16 protein-coding genes are annotated in these 15511 nt (G+C 64.3%); 15 read left to right on the top strand and 1 reads right to left on the bottom strand.

Annotated features, from left to right (window positions below; genetic code table 11):
* The first annotated feature begins 2 nt into the window (after positions 1–2).
* The gene (locus WHZ77_RS24025; protein WP_375310219.1) at positions 3–3236 is read left to right on the top strand and encodes a bifunctional cytochrome P450/NADPH--P450 reductase; all 3234 of its coding nucleotides are present in this window, start codon (positions 3–5) and stop codon (positions 3234–3236) included.
* A 30-nt stretch (positions 3237–3266) separates the two neighbouring features.
* Entirely contained in the window at positions 3267–3941 is a 675-nt protein-coding gene (locus WHZ77_RS24020) for a spermidine synthase (protein WP_375310218.1), read from the top strand.
* Between the two features lie 9 nt (positions 3942–3950).
* Here the strand turns inward: WHZ77_RS24020 and WHZ77_RS24015 are convergent, their stop codons facing one another.
* The gene (locus tag WHZ77_RS24015) at positions 3951–4865 is read right to left on the bottom strand and encodes an alpha/beta fold hydrolase (protein ID WP_375310217.1); all 915 of its coding nucleotides are present in this window, start codon (positions 4863–4865) and stop codon (positions 3951–3953) included.
* A 159-nt stretch (positions 4866–5024) separates the two neighbouring features.
* Between WHZ77_RS24015 and WHZ77_RS24010 the strand changes: the two genes are divergently transcribed.
* The 13 genes from WHZ77_RS24010 (at position 5025) to paaI (ending at position 15504) form a co-directional block, all read left to right on the top strand.
* Positions 5025–5408: a hypothetical protein gene (locus WHZ77_RS24010; protein ID WP_375310216.1), complete on the top strand. Its 384-nt coding sequence runs from the start codon at positions 5025–5027 to the stop codon at positions 5406–5408.
* Complete coding sequence (locus WHZ77_RS24005) at positions 5405–6487, top strand: PHA/PHB synthase family protein (protein ID WP_375310215.1); 1083 nt, start codon at positions 5405–5407, stop codon at positions 6485–6487. Before WHZ77_RS24010 ends, WHZ77_RS24005 begins: the two co-directional genes overlap by 4 nt.
* Positions 6484–7077 (top strand): GNAT family N-acetyltransferase, encoded by a 594-nt coding sequence (locus WHZ77_RS24000; protein WP_375310214.1) that lies wholly within the window; start codon positions 6484–6486, stop codon positions 7075–7077. Before WHZ77_RS24005 ends, WHZ77_RS24000 begins: the two co-directional genes overlap by 4 nt.
* Positions 7078–7266: 189 nt before the next feature.
* Positions 7267–7722, top strand: a complete 456-nt coding sequence (locus tag WHZ77_RS23995) for a phasin (RefSeq protein WP_375310213.1) — start codon at positions 7267–7269, stop codon at positions 7720–7722.
* Between the two features lie 177 nt (positions 7723–7899).
* On the top strand, positions 7900–9186 hold the full coding sequence (locus WHZ77_RS23990) for a DUF445 domain-containing protein (protein ID WP_375310212.1): 1287 nt from the start codon (positions 7900–7902) through the stop codon (positions 9184–9186).
* 188 nt (positions 9187–9374) lie between these two features.
* Entirely contained in the window at positions 9375–10145 is a 771-nt protein-coding gene (locus WHZ77_RS23985) for a lipase family alpha/beta hydrolase (RefSeq protein WP_375310211.1), read from the top strand.
* Between the two features lie 216 nt (positions 10146–10361).
* Positions 10362–11228 carry a phenylacetic acid degradation operon negative regulatory protein PaaX gene (gene paaX, locus WHZ77_RS23980; protein ID WP_375310210.1) on the top strand — a complete coding sequence of 289 codons (867 nt, stop codon included), beginning with the start codon at positions 10362–10364 and terminating at the stop codon, positions 11226–11228.
* A gap of 76 nt (positions 11229–11304) precedes the next feature.
* Positions 11305–12297 (top strand): 1,2-phenylacetyl-CoA epoxidase subunit PaaA, encoded by a 993-nt coding sequence (paaA, locus tag WHZ77_RS23975; RefSeq protein ID WP_375310209.1) that lies wholly within the window; start codon positions 11305–11307, stop codon positions 12295–12297.
* 10 nt (positions 12298–12307) lie between these two features.
* Positions 12308–12595, top strand: coding sequence for a 1,2-phenylacetyl-CoA epoxidase subunit PaaB (paaB, locus tag WHZ77_RS23970; protein WP_015687593.1), 288 nt, complete (start codon positions 12308–12310; stop codon positions 12593–12595).
* Positions 12595–13371, top strand: coding sequence for a 1,2-phenylacetyl-CoA epoxidase subunit PaaC (gene paaC / locus WHZ77_RS23965; protein WP_375310208.1), 777 nt, complete (start codon positions 12595–12597; stop codon positions 13369–13371). The genes paaB and paaC overlap by 1 nt, the downstream gene beginning before the upstream one ends.
* Complete coding sequence (paaD, locus tag WHZ77_RS23960; RefSeq protein WP_375310207.1) at positions 13365–13868, top strand: 1,2-phenylacetyl-CoA epoxidase subunit PaaD; 504 nt, start codon at positions 13365–13367, stop codon at positions 13866–13868. Before paaC ends, paaD begins: the two co-directional genes overlap by 7 nt.
* 2 nt (positions 13869–13870) lie before the next feature.
* Entirely contained in the window at positions 13871–14953 is a 1083-nt protein-coding gene (gene paaE / locus WHZ77_RS23955) for a 1,2-phenylacetyl-CoA epoxidase subunit PaaE (protein WP_375310206.1), read from the top strand.
* Between the two features lie 101 nt (positions 14954–15054).
* Positions 15055–15504: a hydroxyphenylacetyl-CoA thioesterase PaaI gene (paaI, locus tag WHZ77_RS23950; RefSeq protein WP_375310205.1), complete on the top strand. Its 450-nt coding sequence runs from the start codon at positions 15055–15057 to the stop codon at positions 15502–15504.
* The last annotated feature ends 7 nt before the right edge of the window (positions 15505–15511 follow it).

The raw sequence follows: 15511 nt of genomic DNA, 5'->3' as shown, positions 1-15511 counted from the left end.
TAATGTCGTCCAAGAACCGACTGGACCCGATCCCGCAGCCGCCGACAAAGCCGGTGGTCGGCAACATGCTGTCGTTGGACTCGGCCGCTCCGGTGCAGCACCTGACGCGGCTTGCCAAGGAGCTGGGCCCGATCTTCTGGCTCGACATGATGGGCTCGCCGATCGTCGTCGTCTCCGGCCACGATCTCGTCGACGAGCTGTCCGACGAGAAACGTTTTGACAAGACGGTGCGCGGCGCGCTGCGGCGCGTGCGCGCGGTCGGCGGCGACGGCCTGTTCACGGCTGACACCAGGGAGCCGAACTGGAGCAAGGCGCACAACATCCTGCTTCAGCCCTTCGGCAACCGCGCCATGCAGTCCTATCACCCGAGCATGGTCGATATCGCCGAGCAACTCGTCAACAAATGGGAGCGGCTCAACGCCGATGACGAGATTGACGTCGTCCACGATATGACCGCGCTGACGCTGGACACGATCGGCCTGTGCGGGTTCGATTACCGTTTCAATTCGTTCTACCGGCGCGACTATCATCCTTTCGTCGAGTCGCTGGTGCGCTCGCTCGAAACCATCATGATGACGCGCGGGCTGCCGTTCGAGCAGCTCTGGATGCAGAAGCGGCGCAAGACCTTGGGCGAAGATGTCGCCTTCATGAACAAGATGGTCGACGAGATCATCGCCGAGCGCCGCAAGAGCGCGGAAGCAATCGACGACAAGAAGGACATGCTCGCCGCGATGATGACCGGTGTCGATCGTTCGACCGGCGAGCAGCTCGACGACGTCAACATCCGCTACCAGATCAACACGTTCCTGATCGCGGGCCACGAGACCACGAGCGGCCTGCTATCCTGCACGATCTATGCGCTGCTCAAGCATCCCGACATTCTCAAGAAAGCCTATGACGAGGTCGACCGCGTCTTCGGCCCGGACGTCAATGCGAAGCCGACCTATCAACAGGTGACGCAGCTCACCTACATCACGCAGATCCTGAAGGAGGCCCTGCGGCTGTGGCCGCCTGCGCCGGCCTATGGCATCTCCCCGCTGAAGGATGAGGCCATCGGCGGCGGCAAGTACAGGCTCAGGAAGGGCACCTTCACCACCATCCTGGTGACGGCATTGCATCGCGATCCTTCTGTCTGGGGACCCAACCCCGACGCCTTCGACCCCGAGAATTTCAGCCGCGAGGCCGAGGCAAAACGGCCGATCAATGCCTGGAAGCCGTTCGGCAACGGCCAGCGCGCCTGTATCGGCCGCGGTTTTGCCATGCACGAGGCCGCGCTTGCGCTGGGCATGATCCTGCAGCGCTTCAAGCTGATCGACCACCAGCGCTACCAGATGCACCTGAAGGAAACCCTGACGATGAAGCCCGAGGGCTTCAAGATCAAGGTGCGCCCGCGCGCCGATCGCGAGCGAGGCGCCTACGGTGGACCGGTGGCGGCGTCCGCCGCGCCGAAGGCGCCGCGTCAGCCGACCGCGCGGCCCGGCCACAATACGCCGATGCTGGTGCTCTACGGCTCCAATCTCGGCACGGCCGAGGAGTTGGCGACGAGGATGGCCGACCTTGCCGAGATCAACGGCTTTGCCGTGCATCTCGGGCCGCTCGACGATTGCGTCGGCAAGTTGCCGCAGGAAGGCGGCGTGCTGATCATCTGCGCCTCCTACAATGGCGCGCCGCCGGATAACGCGACGCAATTCGTCAAGTGGCTCGGCGACGATCTGCCGAAGGATGCCTTTGCCAATGTGCGCTACGCAGTATTCGGCTGCGGCAACAGTGACTGGGCGGCGACGTATCAATCGGTGCCGCGCTTCATCGACCAGCAATTGTCGAAGCATGGTGGGCGGCCGGTCTATCCGCGCGGCGAGGGCGATGCGCGCAGCGATCTCGACGGCCAGTTCCAGAAATGGTTCCCGGCGGCTGCCCAGGTCGCGACCAAGGAGTTCGGCATCGACTGGAATTTCACCCGCACCGCGGAGGACGATCCGCTCTACGCGATCGAGCCGGTGGCGGTAACGGCCGTCAACACCATCGTGGCACAGGGCGGCGCGGTGGCGATGAAGGTGCTGGTCAATGACGAGCTCCAGAACAAGACCGGGTCCAATCCGTCGGAGCGTTCGACGCGCCATATCGAGGTGCAGCTGCCGACCAACATTAGCTATCGCGTCGGCGATCACTTGAGCGTCGTCCCGCGTAACGATCCGACACTGGTGGATTCGGTTGCCCGTCGCTTCGGCTTCCTGCCGGCGGACCAGATCCGGCTTCAGGTCGCCGAGGGCCGCCGCGCGCAATTGCCGGTCGGCGACGCCGTGTCGGTCGGCCGCCTGCTGAGCGAGTTCGTCGAGTTGCAGCAGGTGGCGACACGCAAGCAGATCCAGATCATGGCGGAGCATACCCGCTGCCCGGTCACCAAGCCGAAGCTGCTGGCCTTCGTCGGCGAGGAGCCCGAGCCGCTCGAGCGTTACCGCACCGAGATCCTGGCCAGGCGCAAATCGGTGTTCGACCTGCTGCTTGAATATCCGGCCTGCGAGCTGCCGTTCCACGTTTACCTGGAAATGCTTTCGCTGCTGGCGCCGCGCTATTACTCGATCTCGTTATCGCCCTTGGTCGACCCGGCACGTTGCAGCATCACGGTCGGCGTGGTCGAAGGGCCGGCCGCCTCCGGGCGCGGCATCTACAAGGGTATCTGCTCGAACTATCTCGCCAATCGGCGCGCGGGCGATGCGATCTACGCCACGGTGCGCGAGACCAAGGCCGGCTTCCGGCTGCCCGACGACCCGTCCGTGCCGGTCATCATGATCGGCCCGGGCACGGGACTTGCGCCATTCCGCGGCTTCCTCCAGGAGCGCGCCGCGCGCAAGGCGAAGGGCGCCGCCCTCGGCCCGGCCATGCTGTTCTTCGGCTGCCGCCATCCGGATCAGGATTTTCTCTACAAGGATGAGCTGACCGCGCTGGCGGCAAGCGGCATCACCGAGCTGTTCACGGCGTTCTCGCGCGCGGATGGTCCCAAGACTTATGTCCAGCACGTACTCGCCGCGCAGAAGGACAAGGTCTGGCCGCTGATCGAGCAGGGTGCGATCATCTATGTCTGCGGCGACGGTGGCAAGATGGAGCCCGACGTGAAGGCGGCCCTCGTCGCGATCCATCGCGAGAAGAGCGGCAGCGATGCGGTGGCAAGCGCGCGCTGGATCGAGGAGATGGGCGCGAAGAACCGGTATGTGCTGGACGTCTGGGCTGGCGGGTGACTGCCGGCCCAATCGTGCTACAGCTCTGCCATGATTCCCTGGGAAAAAATCGACACCGCCAAGATCCCTGGCTCCGACGAGGAGCTTCGTCTGATGCGGCGCGGCAAGGAGTTTTCCATCAAGCTCGGCACCAACGAGCTGATGAACAACCGCCTGTCGGGATCGGAAGCGGCGCTTGCGACGCTCGCGGCCAAGCAGATCGAGAAGGTCGCAAAGCCCGTCGTCCTCATCGGTGGCCTCGGCATGGGCTTTACGCTGCGTGCGGCGCTGACCGTGCTCGGAAGCAAGGCGAAGATCGTGGTGTCCGAACTGGTGCCGGCGGTAGTCGCCTGGGCGCAAGGTCCGATGGCCGAGGTGTTCGGCGACAGTCTTGACGATCCGCGAGTGAGCATCCGGGAAATCGACGTCGGCGAAGTCATTCGGGCAAAGAGCTCAGCCTTCGACGCCATCCTCCTTGACGTTGACAATGGCCCGGAAGGGTTGACCCGAAAGGGCAATGACGCGCTCTACAGCGCGACCGGGCTGAAGGCGGCGAAGGTCGCACTGCGGCCGGGTGGAGTGCTTGCGGTCTGGTCGTCGGGACCCAACCCCGCCTTCACCAAGCGCCTTGGCAGCGCCGGCTTCGACGTCAACGAAGTGAACATTCGCGCCACCGGAAGGGGCGGCGGCGCGCGTCACGTGATCTGGATCGCGCGGAAGGCTTAAGCCGTCTTTCTAGGCCGCGTCGGCCACCGCGCCGTGCGCATGCTTGTCGATGGCGCCGATGATCTCAGGCCAGAAGCGCATCGACAGGGCGTGACCCATGCCCTCGATCATTAGCAGCTTTGCGCCGGGAATTGACTCCGCGGTGTCCTTGCCGCCTTCGGGCCGCACCAGCGGATCGACGGTGCCGTGGATGACCAGCGTCGGTGTCTTCACGCTGTGCAGTCGCTCCTTGCGGCTGCCGGACGCGAGCACGGCGCGCAGCTGCCGGCCGACGCCGGCCGGATTGAGCCCGCGCGCGAACACGCGTTCGGCACGATCGAGATCGAGCGCTTCCTCTTCCGGAAAGGAGCCGGCCCGCAGCACCTTCCAGGTCTGGCCGAAGCGGACGATGAACTCCTCCTTGCTGCGGGGCGGTGGCGCCATCAGCATGGTTGCAGCCTCGCGTGTCGGCGGCGGGACGCGTGGATTGCCTGTCGTCGACATGATCGAGGTCAGCGAGCGCACGCGCTGCGGAAACGACAGCGCCAGCTCCTGCGCGATCATGCCGCCCATGGAGGCGCCGACCAGATGCGCCGACTTGATGCCGAGCGCATCCATCAGTCCGACCGTGTCTCTTGCCATGTCTATCAGCTTGTAGGTTGCCGCGACGGGAATCCTGAGGAAGCGCAGCTTCAGCAGCTCGAGCGGCGTCAGGCGCTTGCCGCCGGTGAGATGGCTCGACTTGCCGATGTCGCGGTTGTCGAAGCGGATCACCCGAAAGCCGCGCACGGCGAGCTGCTCGCAGAACGCATCGTCCCAATGGATCATCTGCGCGCCGAGCCCCATGATCAGCAGCAGCGGTTCGGCATTGTCGTCGCCGAAGATCTCGTGGCAGATGTCGATGCCATTGGCGCGGACGGTCTGGGGCGGCTGATGGGCGGTCACGGCTGCGTTTCCTCTGCTTTGACCCACGCTGTATCGCACGGTTTGCCGTCGCAATGAAGCCGCGCGCGCCCGGGCGTTGCCGGTTGACCGGCACCTCGCAACGGTGTGGTATGGCGAAAAAAGAAGGGCATCGCAGCTCTCGATCACAGGAGGACGCCGATGACCGACAAGACCCATGACCCGGTCGCCATGTGGCAGAAGATGGTTGGCGACATGGAAAAGGGGTTCAACTCCTTTTCCAATCAGGCCATGGCCTCGCCCGAGTTTTCGCAAGTGGTGAACCGGGCCGGCGGCGTTGCTGCAGGTGCACAGAAGCAGCTCGGCGAGCTCATGGAGAAATATCTGGTCACGATGAACCTGCCGAGTCGCGAGCAGGTCACCGGCCTTGCCGAACGGCTGCAGGCGATCGAAGGCCAGATCGGCGAGATCAAGTCGATGCTGAGCCAGATGGCGGCGAGTTCCGGCTTACCTCAAGGCTCCGATACCGCATCGCGGCCGCCGCGCACGAAGCGCCCGCCATCCGAAGGCGGAGAGCAGGCATGAATGCTCCCGCCGGGCTCGATCTCGCGGGGATCCCGGAGCGCATCCAGTCCGAGGTGCAGCGCGCCATCCAGCGCAGCATCAAGGGCGTTGAATATTTCTCGACCTCGGGCCCGACCCTCGGCGCGACTCCGAAGGACGTGCTGCATTCGCGCGGCACGATGAGCCTGTATCACTACCGGCCGATGTCCGACGAGATCTACCGGGTGCCGGTGCTGATCGTGATGGCGACCACCAACCGCGGCTACATTCTTGACCTCGTGCCCGGACAGAGCTTCATCGAGTTTCTGCTGAAGCGCGGATACGACGTCTACATGCTCGACTGGAGCGCGCCGCGGCCGGAGGAGAAGAGTCTGCGGATGGAGGACTATGTCCTCGACTTCATCCCGGACTGTGTCCGCCGCGTGCAAGCCGATTCCGGCGAGCAGGACGTTTCCGTGATCGGCTATTGCTTCGGCGGCGTGCTGTCGCTGCTTTACGGCGCGATCCACAAGGACGGGCCAATGAAGAACTTGATCTGCTTCACCACGCCGATCGATTTCCGTGAGATGAAGCTGTTCTCGAACTTCTCCGACCGCCGCTATTTCGACGTCGACCGCCTCGTCGACAGCGTCGGCAACGTGCCGCCGGAGATGATCCTGTCGTCGTTCGAGATGCTGCGCCCGGCTTCGCGCGCGGCGAGCCAGATCCAGCTCTGGGAGAACATCTGGAACGACGAGTTCGTGAAGTCGTACCGGATGTTCGACCGCTGGGCGACCGACACGCTGCCGCTGGCGGGGGAATATTTCCGCACCATCACCAAGGATCTGATGTGGGACAACAAGCTGTTCAACGACACCATGTCGGTCGGCGGCCGCGCGGCGAAGTTGGAAGAGATCAAGGTGCCGTTCCTGCACGCGGTCGCCGAGCACGATCACATCGTGCCGTATGATGCCGCCAAGCACCTGATCGCCAAGATCGGGTCCGAGGACAAGGAAGAGGTGATGCTGAAGGGCGGTCACGTCTCCCTCGTCGCCGGCGCCAACGCGGTGAAGCGGCTGTGGCCGAAACTGGATGCCTGGCTGGGGAAGAGATCGACATGAGCGAGCAGCGTTCCTATCCGCGCCACGTCAGGACCGACGCCGGCGATATCGAGATTCGCCTGATGTCGCCCGCGGACGAGGCCGCGGTGCTTGCCTTCGGCAAGGGTCTGCCGACCCACGACCTCCTGTTCCTGCCGCGCAACATCAGCGAGCCGAAGGTGCTGTCGGCCTGGGTCAAGGAGATCGAGCGTGGCGCGATCACCAGCCTGCTCGCGGTGAAAGACGGCAAGGTCGTCGGCTGCGGCACCCTGGTGCGCGATCCGCATTCCTGGTCGCCCCATGTCGGCGAGATCCGCATGGTGGTGTCGCTCGACATGCGCGGGAAGGGCGTGGGACGGGCGCTGTCGCAGGAGACCTTTGCGCTCGCGCTCGGTGCCGGCCTCGAAAAGCTCTCTGTGCAGATGACGGTCGACCAGCAGGCGGCGATCGCGCTGTTCGAGAGCCTCGGCTTCAAGGCCGAGGCACTGCTGCGAGACCATGTCCGGGACGTCGACGGCAAGACCCATGACATCGTCGTGCTCGGCCACAACGTCGCGCAGGTCCAGGCCCAGATGGAGGCTTATGGCCTGCCAGGCGCCGTCCAGCACTAGGCTTCGAAGGATCGGGCTGGTCACAGAGGCACCAGAATGCCTTTCGCTAAGGCTATTCACGAATTCGTGATATCGCAGTGCAATACGAATATTGCAGTGCACCATTAACTATGCCATATAAGGAGTGCCCCGGGCCAACAAGGACGGGGTGAGCCCATAGCTCAGCCCAATGAGGATGGAGAGAACCCCATGACCACCGAAACCAACACCGCTTTCGAAGGCTTCAAGGACGCTTTCAAGAACATCCAGAACCTGGAAGTTCCCGAGGCTGCCCGCGAGTTCGTCAAGAAGACCGCCAGCACCGCCAAGGATCGCGCGGCCGAGGCTTTCGCCGGCTCCGAGCGGGTGACCGCCGCGGTCGAGAACGCGGTGACCGAATCCGTCACTGAAGCCGGCAAGATCAGCCGCAACATCCAGCAGGCGATCTACGAGGACGCCGAGGCGTTCTTCTCGGGCATCGACAAGCTCGCGTCCGCCAAGTCGTTCAGCGAAGCCGTCGAGATCCAGTCGAGCCTGCTCCGCGCCCGCGGCGAAGCGTTCGTCTCGCGCGCCAAGGCGACCACCGACTATCTCGGCAAGCTCGCCGCCAACGGTGCGAAGTCCGCTCAGGACAATTTTGCCAAGGTCTACAACAAGACCGCCTGATCCGGCGCTTGAGTCATAACTGAAATTTGAGGCCCGCTTCGGCGGGCCTTTTGTTTTTTGCGCCGCCGCAGCCGCCATTGCGAGGAGCCCTTGCAACGAAGCAATCCAGAGTCTCTCCGTGGAAAGACTCTGGATTGCTTCGCTTCGCTCGCAATGACGGAGTACTGTGATGCAGTCATGAATTCATCTGCCACCTTCTCCTTCGACACCCCCGGCGATGCCGAGCGCGCGGCCGAGCTGCGGCGCGTGAAAGCGTTGGCGACGCTGGTGCTGGCCGTTACCCTAGCGCTGTTCGTCGTTGCGAAATGGCTGCTACCCGTGCATCCCGTGTTCGGCTTCATCGCGGCTTTCGCGGAAGCCGCGACCATCGGCGGGCTCGCCGACTGGTATGCGGTGGTCGCGCTGTTCAAGCGGCCCCTCGGCCTGCCGATCCCTCACACCGCGATCATCCAGAGCAACCAGGCCCGTATCGCCGACAAGCTCGGTGAGTTCATCCAGGTGCATTTCCTCTCGGCAGGTCCCGTCGAGGCCAAGCTGAACGAGATTGATTTTGGCTCGTTCGTTGCCGACTGGCTGCGCGACCGCAAACGCAGCGACGACCTGGCGCGCTTTGCGCTGCGCCTGTTGCCGGAGGCCTTCGCTGCGACCGAGAGCTCGGGCCTGATGACCTTCATCATTCGCCGTATGTCCTCGCAGCTTCAGGCGATCAACCTTGCGCCGCTTGCTGCCGGCACGCTGCGCGGCTTCGTGGCGGAGGGGCGGCACCAGATCCTGTTCGACGATCTCCTGCGCGTGATGCACGAGACGCTCAATCAGAAGGACACGATGGCGATGATCCGCGAGAAGGTGCGCGCGGAGTTGCCGACCCTGCTGCGGCTCTACCGCGCCGACAAATTTCTGGTGAATAAGATCGTGGCGTCCGCCACCGCCTTCTTCGATGAAGTGCGCGCGGATCCCAGGCATCCGTTCCGCGGCGAGTTCGACCGCATGGTGCTGGGATTCGTCGACCGGCTCGGCACTGACCAGGCCTATGTCGATCGCATCAACGGCCTCAAACGCGACCTGCTGGCACGGCCCGAGCTGGCCGATCTCGCCCGCACCGTCTGGGCGAATACGCGCTCCTTCATCGAGCGTAGCGCGAGTGGTGAGACGCAGGTGCTGCAGCATCATCTCGCCGGCATGTTCGTCGCGGCCGGCGAAGCGCTCGCGGGCGATGCCGAGCTGCGCCGCGAGATCAACAAGGGGCTGGTGGCGGTGCTGCGCAGCTTCGTCGCGGACCAGAAGAGCGGCGTCTCGACCTTCATCTCCGACCAGGTCAAATCGTGGGACATGGCGCAGCTGATTTCGCTGATCGAGATCAACATCGGGCGCGACCTGCAGTACATCCGCTTCAACGGCTCGCTGATCGGCGGCCTCGCCGGACTCGCGCTCTACTCCGTAGAATCCCTGCTCCGATTGTTGTGACTTTTGCGTCACGGACGTTAGCATAGCGCGCGGGCCTATTGTCGCCCCGCGTTCCACCGGCTTGAATGCTTGGAACCGGCCGCCTAGCATGATTCATGCTGCGCTGCGGAACGTTCGAGAAGCCGGCGTATTGGAATTCATACCGATTTGCCGGCATCGCGGCCGGCCTCTTTCCAGGGGATTCATTGATGACCGCTACCGCCCAGACGCTCCGCCCGCCGTCACGTACTCTGATGTTTCTGGAAGGGCGCGCGATCCACGAGTTCGGCGCATTCCTCGGTGCGCTGCCGCTGCTGAGCCTCGCGCCACGCGGAGACGGGCATCCGGTGCTGGTGCTGCCCGGCCTCGTGGCCTCGGATGAATCCACACGCGCGCTGCGCACCTTTTTGTCGGGCAAGGGCTACGCGGTGAGCGGCTGGCGCCAGGGCCGCAATTATGGCCTGCGCGAGGGCGTGCAGCATGCGATGGTGGATCTGGTGCAGGAACTGAGCGACACGCATGGCCGCAAGATCAGCCTGGTGGGCTGGAGCCTCGGCGGCCTCTATGCGCGCCAACTCGCCAAGATGATGCCCGAGCGCGTGCGCCAGGTGATCACGCTCGGCAGTCCCTTTGCCGGCGATCCCAAATCGACCAATGCCTGGCGCGTCTACGAATGGGCAAGTGGACAACGCGCCGATCAGGTCGATCCGCATTTCGGCGGCGAGCTGGCCGTCCCGCCGCCGGTACCGACCACCGCCATCTTCAGCCGCACCGACGGCGTCTGCGCCTGGCAGGGCTGCATGGAGAAGACGGGAGCCGAGACCGAGAGCATCGAGGTCGACAGCAGCCATTGCGGCATGGGCCACCATCCCGCCGTCGTCTATGCGGTGGCCGATCGGCTCGCGCAGAAGGAAGGCCAGTGGCGCCCGTTCGACCGCAGCGGCTTGCGCAGCCTGGCTTATCCAGATCCGCACAGGTAGCGCCTTTCTTCACCTCGCCCCGCTTGCGGGGAGAGGTCGGATTGCATCGGAGATGCAATCCGGGTGAGGGGGGCTCTCCGCGAGTCCAACTATTACTTGGTTTGTGGAAGCAGCCCCTCACCCCAACCCCCTCCCCGTAAGAACGGGGAGAGGGAGCAGCAAGAGCGTCGTTCCCGTCCATTGTCGCGCCCGCACCAAACGCGCTATGCCTCGGCCATGGCGCATCCGCTCTCTCGCATCGTCGACCAGCTCAAGCGCGAACCGTCGCGCACCGGCTCCATCGTCATCACCGTGTTCGGCGATGCCATCGTGCCGCGTGGCGGTGTGGTGTGGCTCGGTACGCTGCTGGAATTCTTCGAAAGCCTTGATATCGACAGCGGCGTGGTGCGTACCGCGATGTCGCGCCTCGCCGCCGATGGCTGGCTGACGCGTGAAAAGGTCGGCCGCAACAGCTTTTATCGGCTGGCCGACAAAGGCCGCCAGACCTTTGAAGCAGCGACACGCCACATCTATGATCCGCCGCCGTCGGATTGGACCGGCCGTTTCGAACTCCTGCTGATCGGCAACGGCGAGGATCGCGACGCCTCGCGTGAGGCGCTGCGCAACGCCGGTTTCGGCAGTCCGCTGCCGGGCGTGTGGGTCGCGCCGTCAGGCGTGCCGGTGCCCGACGAAGCCGCGGCAGCGATCCGCCTCGAAGTCTCGGCCGAGGATGACAGTGGCCGCCGTCTTCTCAGTGCGAGCTGGCCGCTGAAGCGTACCGCGGATGCCTATCTGAAATTCATGAAGACGTTCGAGCCGCTGCGCGCCGCACTCGCGCGCGGTAAGGATCTGTCCGAGGCCGACGCCTTCACCGCACGCATCCTGCTGATCCACCATTACCGCCGCGTTGTGCTGCGCGATCCGCTGCTGCCGGGCAGCCTGCTGCCGGCAGACTGGCCGGGCAGGGCTGCCCGCGAACTCTGCGGCGAGATCTACCGCGCATTGCTCGCGCCGTCGGAACAATGGCTTGATGGGCACGGAACGAACGAAAAAGGCCCGCTGCCGCCGGCCCGAAAACTGCTGGAAAGACGGTTCGAGGCCTGACCATCATGTTACAGAAATATCTTGCATGACATGATTCTTGTTATATATTGCCTCCCAATAAAACGGGAGGATGCGCATGTACACCCAGGCGCTGAATATGGCCGAGACCGACGATCGCGGTCTTGAGGACGCGGGCAAGGCTGCGCAGTTCCAGGCGCGCATCGATGCGGAGGAACGTATCGAGCCGAACGACTGGATGCCGTCGGCCTATCGCAAGACGCTCACCCGCCAGATCTCCCAGCATGCCCATTCCGAAATTGTCGGCATGCTTCCCGAAGGCAACTGGATCACGCGTGCGCCGTCCCTGCGCCGCAAGGCGGCGCTGCTCGCCAAGGTGCAGGACGAGTGCGGCCACGGGCTCTATCTCTACGCCGCCGCCGAGACTCTCGGTAGCTCACGCGAAGAGCTGGTTGACGCCATGCTCGCGGGCAAGGCCAAATATTCCTCGATCTTCAATTATCCGACGCTGACCTGGGCCGATATCGGCACCATCGGCTGGCTGGTCGACGGAGCCGCGATCATGAACCAGATTCCGCTGTGCCGGTGCTCCTACGGTCCCTATGCGCGCGCGATGATCCGCGTCTGCAAGGAAGAGTCGTTTCACCAGCGCCAGGGCTACGAGATCATGGTGACGCTGTGCCGCGGCTCGGATGAGCAGAAAGCGATGGCGCAGGATGCGCTGAACCGCTGGTGGTGGCCGGTGCTGATGATGTTCGGCCCGCCCGATGCCACCAGTCAGCACAGCGACACCTCGACGAAGTGGAAGATCAAGCGCTTCTCCAACGACGAGCTGCGCCAGAAATTCGTCGATGCCACCGTGCCGCAAGCGCTATATCTCGGTCTCACCATTCCCGATCCCGGCATGGTTCAAGATGCCGACGGACACTGGCGCTACAGCGAGATCGACTGGACCGAATTCAAGCAGGTGCTCGCCGGCAACGGCCCCTGCAACCGCGACCGTATGGCCGCGCGCCGCAAGGCGCATGACGAGGGCGCCTGGGTGCGCGAGGCGGCAGCCGCCTATGCCGCAAAGCGCGCGCAACGTCCGACCGCACAAGCTGCCGAATAGGAGAAGCACGATGGCCACGCCGAACACGCCTCTGTGGGAAGTCTTCATTCGCAGCCGCAACGGGCTTGCGCACAAGCACGTCGGCTCGCTGCATGCCAGCGACGCCACCATGGCCCTGCAGGCCGCCCGCGACATCTACACACGGCGCGGTGAGGGCCTGTCGATCTGGGTCGTGCCGTCCAGCGCGATCACCGCGAGCGATCCCGCCGAGAAGGGCATGATGTTCGAGCCGGCGGAATCGAAGATCTACCGGCACCCGACCTTCTATGAGGTGCCGGAAGAAGTGGGGCACATGTGATGCCGGTCGCCAACACGGAAGTCTCCGAAACGCCACTGGTACTCTACGCGCTGCGCCGCGCCGACGATGCGCTGGTCCTCGGCCACAGGCTGTCGGAATGGTGCGGGCATGCGCCGATGCTGGAAGAGGACATGGCGCTCTCCAACATCGCGCTCGATCTCATCGGCCAGGCGCGAGAGCTCTACACTTATGCGGCCAAGGCCGAAGGCAAGGGCAACGACGAGGACAAGCTCGCTTACCTGCGCGACGTGCGGCAGTACCGCAATCTGCTGCTGGTCGAGCAGCCGAACGGCGACTTCGCCCAGACGCTGGTGCGGCAGTTCTTCTATTCCGCTTTTGCCGATCTCTACTGGCGCGCAATGATGACCTCGCGCGACACGACGCTCGCCGCGATTGCCGCCAAGTCGGAGAAGGAGAGTGCCTATCACCTGCGCCATGCCTCGGAATGGATCATCCGGCTCGGTGACGGCACGGACGAAAGCCATCGACGTGTGCAAGCCGCGATCGATCATCTCTGGGCCTTCACCGGCGAGATGTTCGCGGTCGACGACGGCGAGCGCGCCCTGATCCATGCCGGCATCGCCATTGATCCCGGGACCCTGCGCAGCCGCTGGCTGACCACGCTCTCCGATGTCGTCAGCGAGGCAACGCTGGTGCTGCCGCAGAACGACTGGATGCAGCAGGGCGGTCGCTCCGGCCGGCACAGCGAGCATCTCGGCCATCTCCTGTCCGAGCTGCAATCGATGCAGCGGACTTTTCCGGGGCTGACATGGTGATGGTGCTCGAGAGCGACGCCGAGCTGCGCCAGCGCGCCTGGGATGCGGCCGCGAGCGTGGTCGATCCCGAAATTCCCGTGCTGACGATCGCCGATCTCGGGGTGCTCCGCGATGTCGTTCTCGCCGGCGATCATGTCGAGGTCGCGATCACGCCGACCTATTCCGGCTGCCCGGCCATGAACATGATCGCACTCGAAATCGAGGTCGCGCTGGAGCGCGCCGGGTTCCATCGCCCGAAGGTCCGCACCGTGCTGTCGCCGGCCTGGACCACGGACTGGATGAGCGAGCAGGGCCGCGAGAAGCTGCGCGCCTACGGCATCGCGCCGCCACAAGCATCGAGCTCGCGCCGCGCGCTGTTCGGCGAGCAGGTCGTGGTCTGCCCGCAATGCGGCTCGGAGAAGACCGAGCTGTTGTCCGAGTTCGGCTCGACCTCCTGCAAGGCGCTCTGGCGCTGCAAGGCCTGCCTCGAACCCTTCGATTATTTCAAGTGTCATTGACCATGTCCGCAGCCGCACCACGCTTTCATCGCCTCGCCGTCAACGATCTTCGCCGCGAGGCGTCGGACGCCGTCTCGATGACCTTCGCCATTCCGGGCGAACTCGCCCGGGACTACGCCTTCACGCCCGGCCAGTATCTCACGCTGCGAACCATGCTCGACGGCGAGGAAGTGCGCCGCTCCTATTCCATCTGCTCCGGCCCTGACGACGGCGAGATCCGCATCGCCGTGAAGAAGGTCGATGGCGGCGCGTTTTCGAGCTGGGCAGCAGACGAGCTGAAATGCGGCGACGAGCTCGACGTGATGACGCCGACCGGGCGCTTCGGCGTGGTTGCGCCTGATGATGCCGGGCGCATCCATGTCGGCTTTGCCGCAGGTTCCGGCATCACGCCGATCATGTCGATCGTGAAGGGCATTCTCGCGCGCGAGACGGGCAGTCGTTTCTTTCTGTTTTACGGCAACCGCTCGACCGACAACATCATGTTCCTCGAGGCGCTCGAGGATCTCAAGGACCGCTTCATCGATCGGCTCTCGATCTTCCACGTCATCTCCGGCGAGGAGCAGGACATCCCCATCCTGCATGGCCGGCTCAACGGCGACAAGGTGAGGGTGCTGTTGCGATCGCTGGTGCCGGCGGCGAGCGTCGATCACGTTTTCATCTGCGGTCCCCTTGGCATGAGCGAGCAGATCGAGACGACCTGCCGCGATCTCGGCATCGCGCAGGACCGCATCCACGTCGAGCGTTTCGTCTCCGAATTCGGCGGCAGGCCGCGGCCGAAGAAGACCGTTGCGCCTGACGCCCCGCCGAAGGCGATGGCGTCGCTGATCATCGACGGCAAGCGCCGTGACGTGCCGGTCGCCGAGGATGAGGCGATCCTCGATGCGGCGCTGCGCGCCGGCGTCGATCTGCCCTTCGCCTGCAAGGGCGGCATGTGCTCGACCTGCCGCGCCAAGCTCGTCGAGGGGGAGGCGCCGATGGATATCAATTATTCGCTGGAGCCCTGGGAACTGAAGGCCGGCTTCGTTCTGACCTGTCAGGCCAAGCCGTCGTCGGAGCGGGTCGTGGTCGACTACGACCATGTCTGATCAGGCGTATCAGGGCCCGACAATGCAAATGCGTCGCATTATTTGACAGCTTGGGCCAAGCAGCAGAACATCATGTGCAAACAATCGGCCGGGAGAAGCGCGTGAACGTCAAAGCCACCTTGTCGCCTGAGGATGTTGCCCGCGCCTGCGCCGATGCGATGTGGGCCGAGGACGATGCGTCCAAGGGGCTCGGGATGGAGATCATCGAGATCGGCCCGGGCTTCGCGACGCTTGCAATGACGGTGCGGCCGGACATGGTCAACGGCCAGCGCATCGCCCATGGCGGGTTCATCTTCACGCTCGCCGATTCAACGTTCGCGTTTGCCTGCAATTCGCACAATGAGCGCGTGGTCGCGGCGCAGGGCCAGATCACGTTCATCAAGCCGGGCAAGCTCGGCGATCGCCTTGTCGCAAAGGCACGGGAAATCACCCGCGGTGGCCGCTCCGGCATCTACGATGTGCGCGTCACCGCAGGCGACACCGTCATTGCGGAATTCCGCGGGCATTCACGGGTCATTCCCGGCACATGGCTACCGGCGCAGGATCAATAAAGCGACC

Origin of the sequence: Bradyrhizobium sp. A5 (genome assembly GCF_042076515.1) — a bacterium.
GTDB lineage: Bacteria > Pseudomonadota > Alphaproteobacteria > Rhizobiales > Xanthobacteraceae > Bradyrhizobium > Bradyrhizobium cosmicum.
This window is presented reverse-complemented; position numbering and strand designations above follow the sequence as displayed.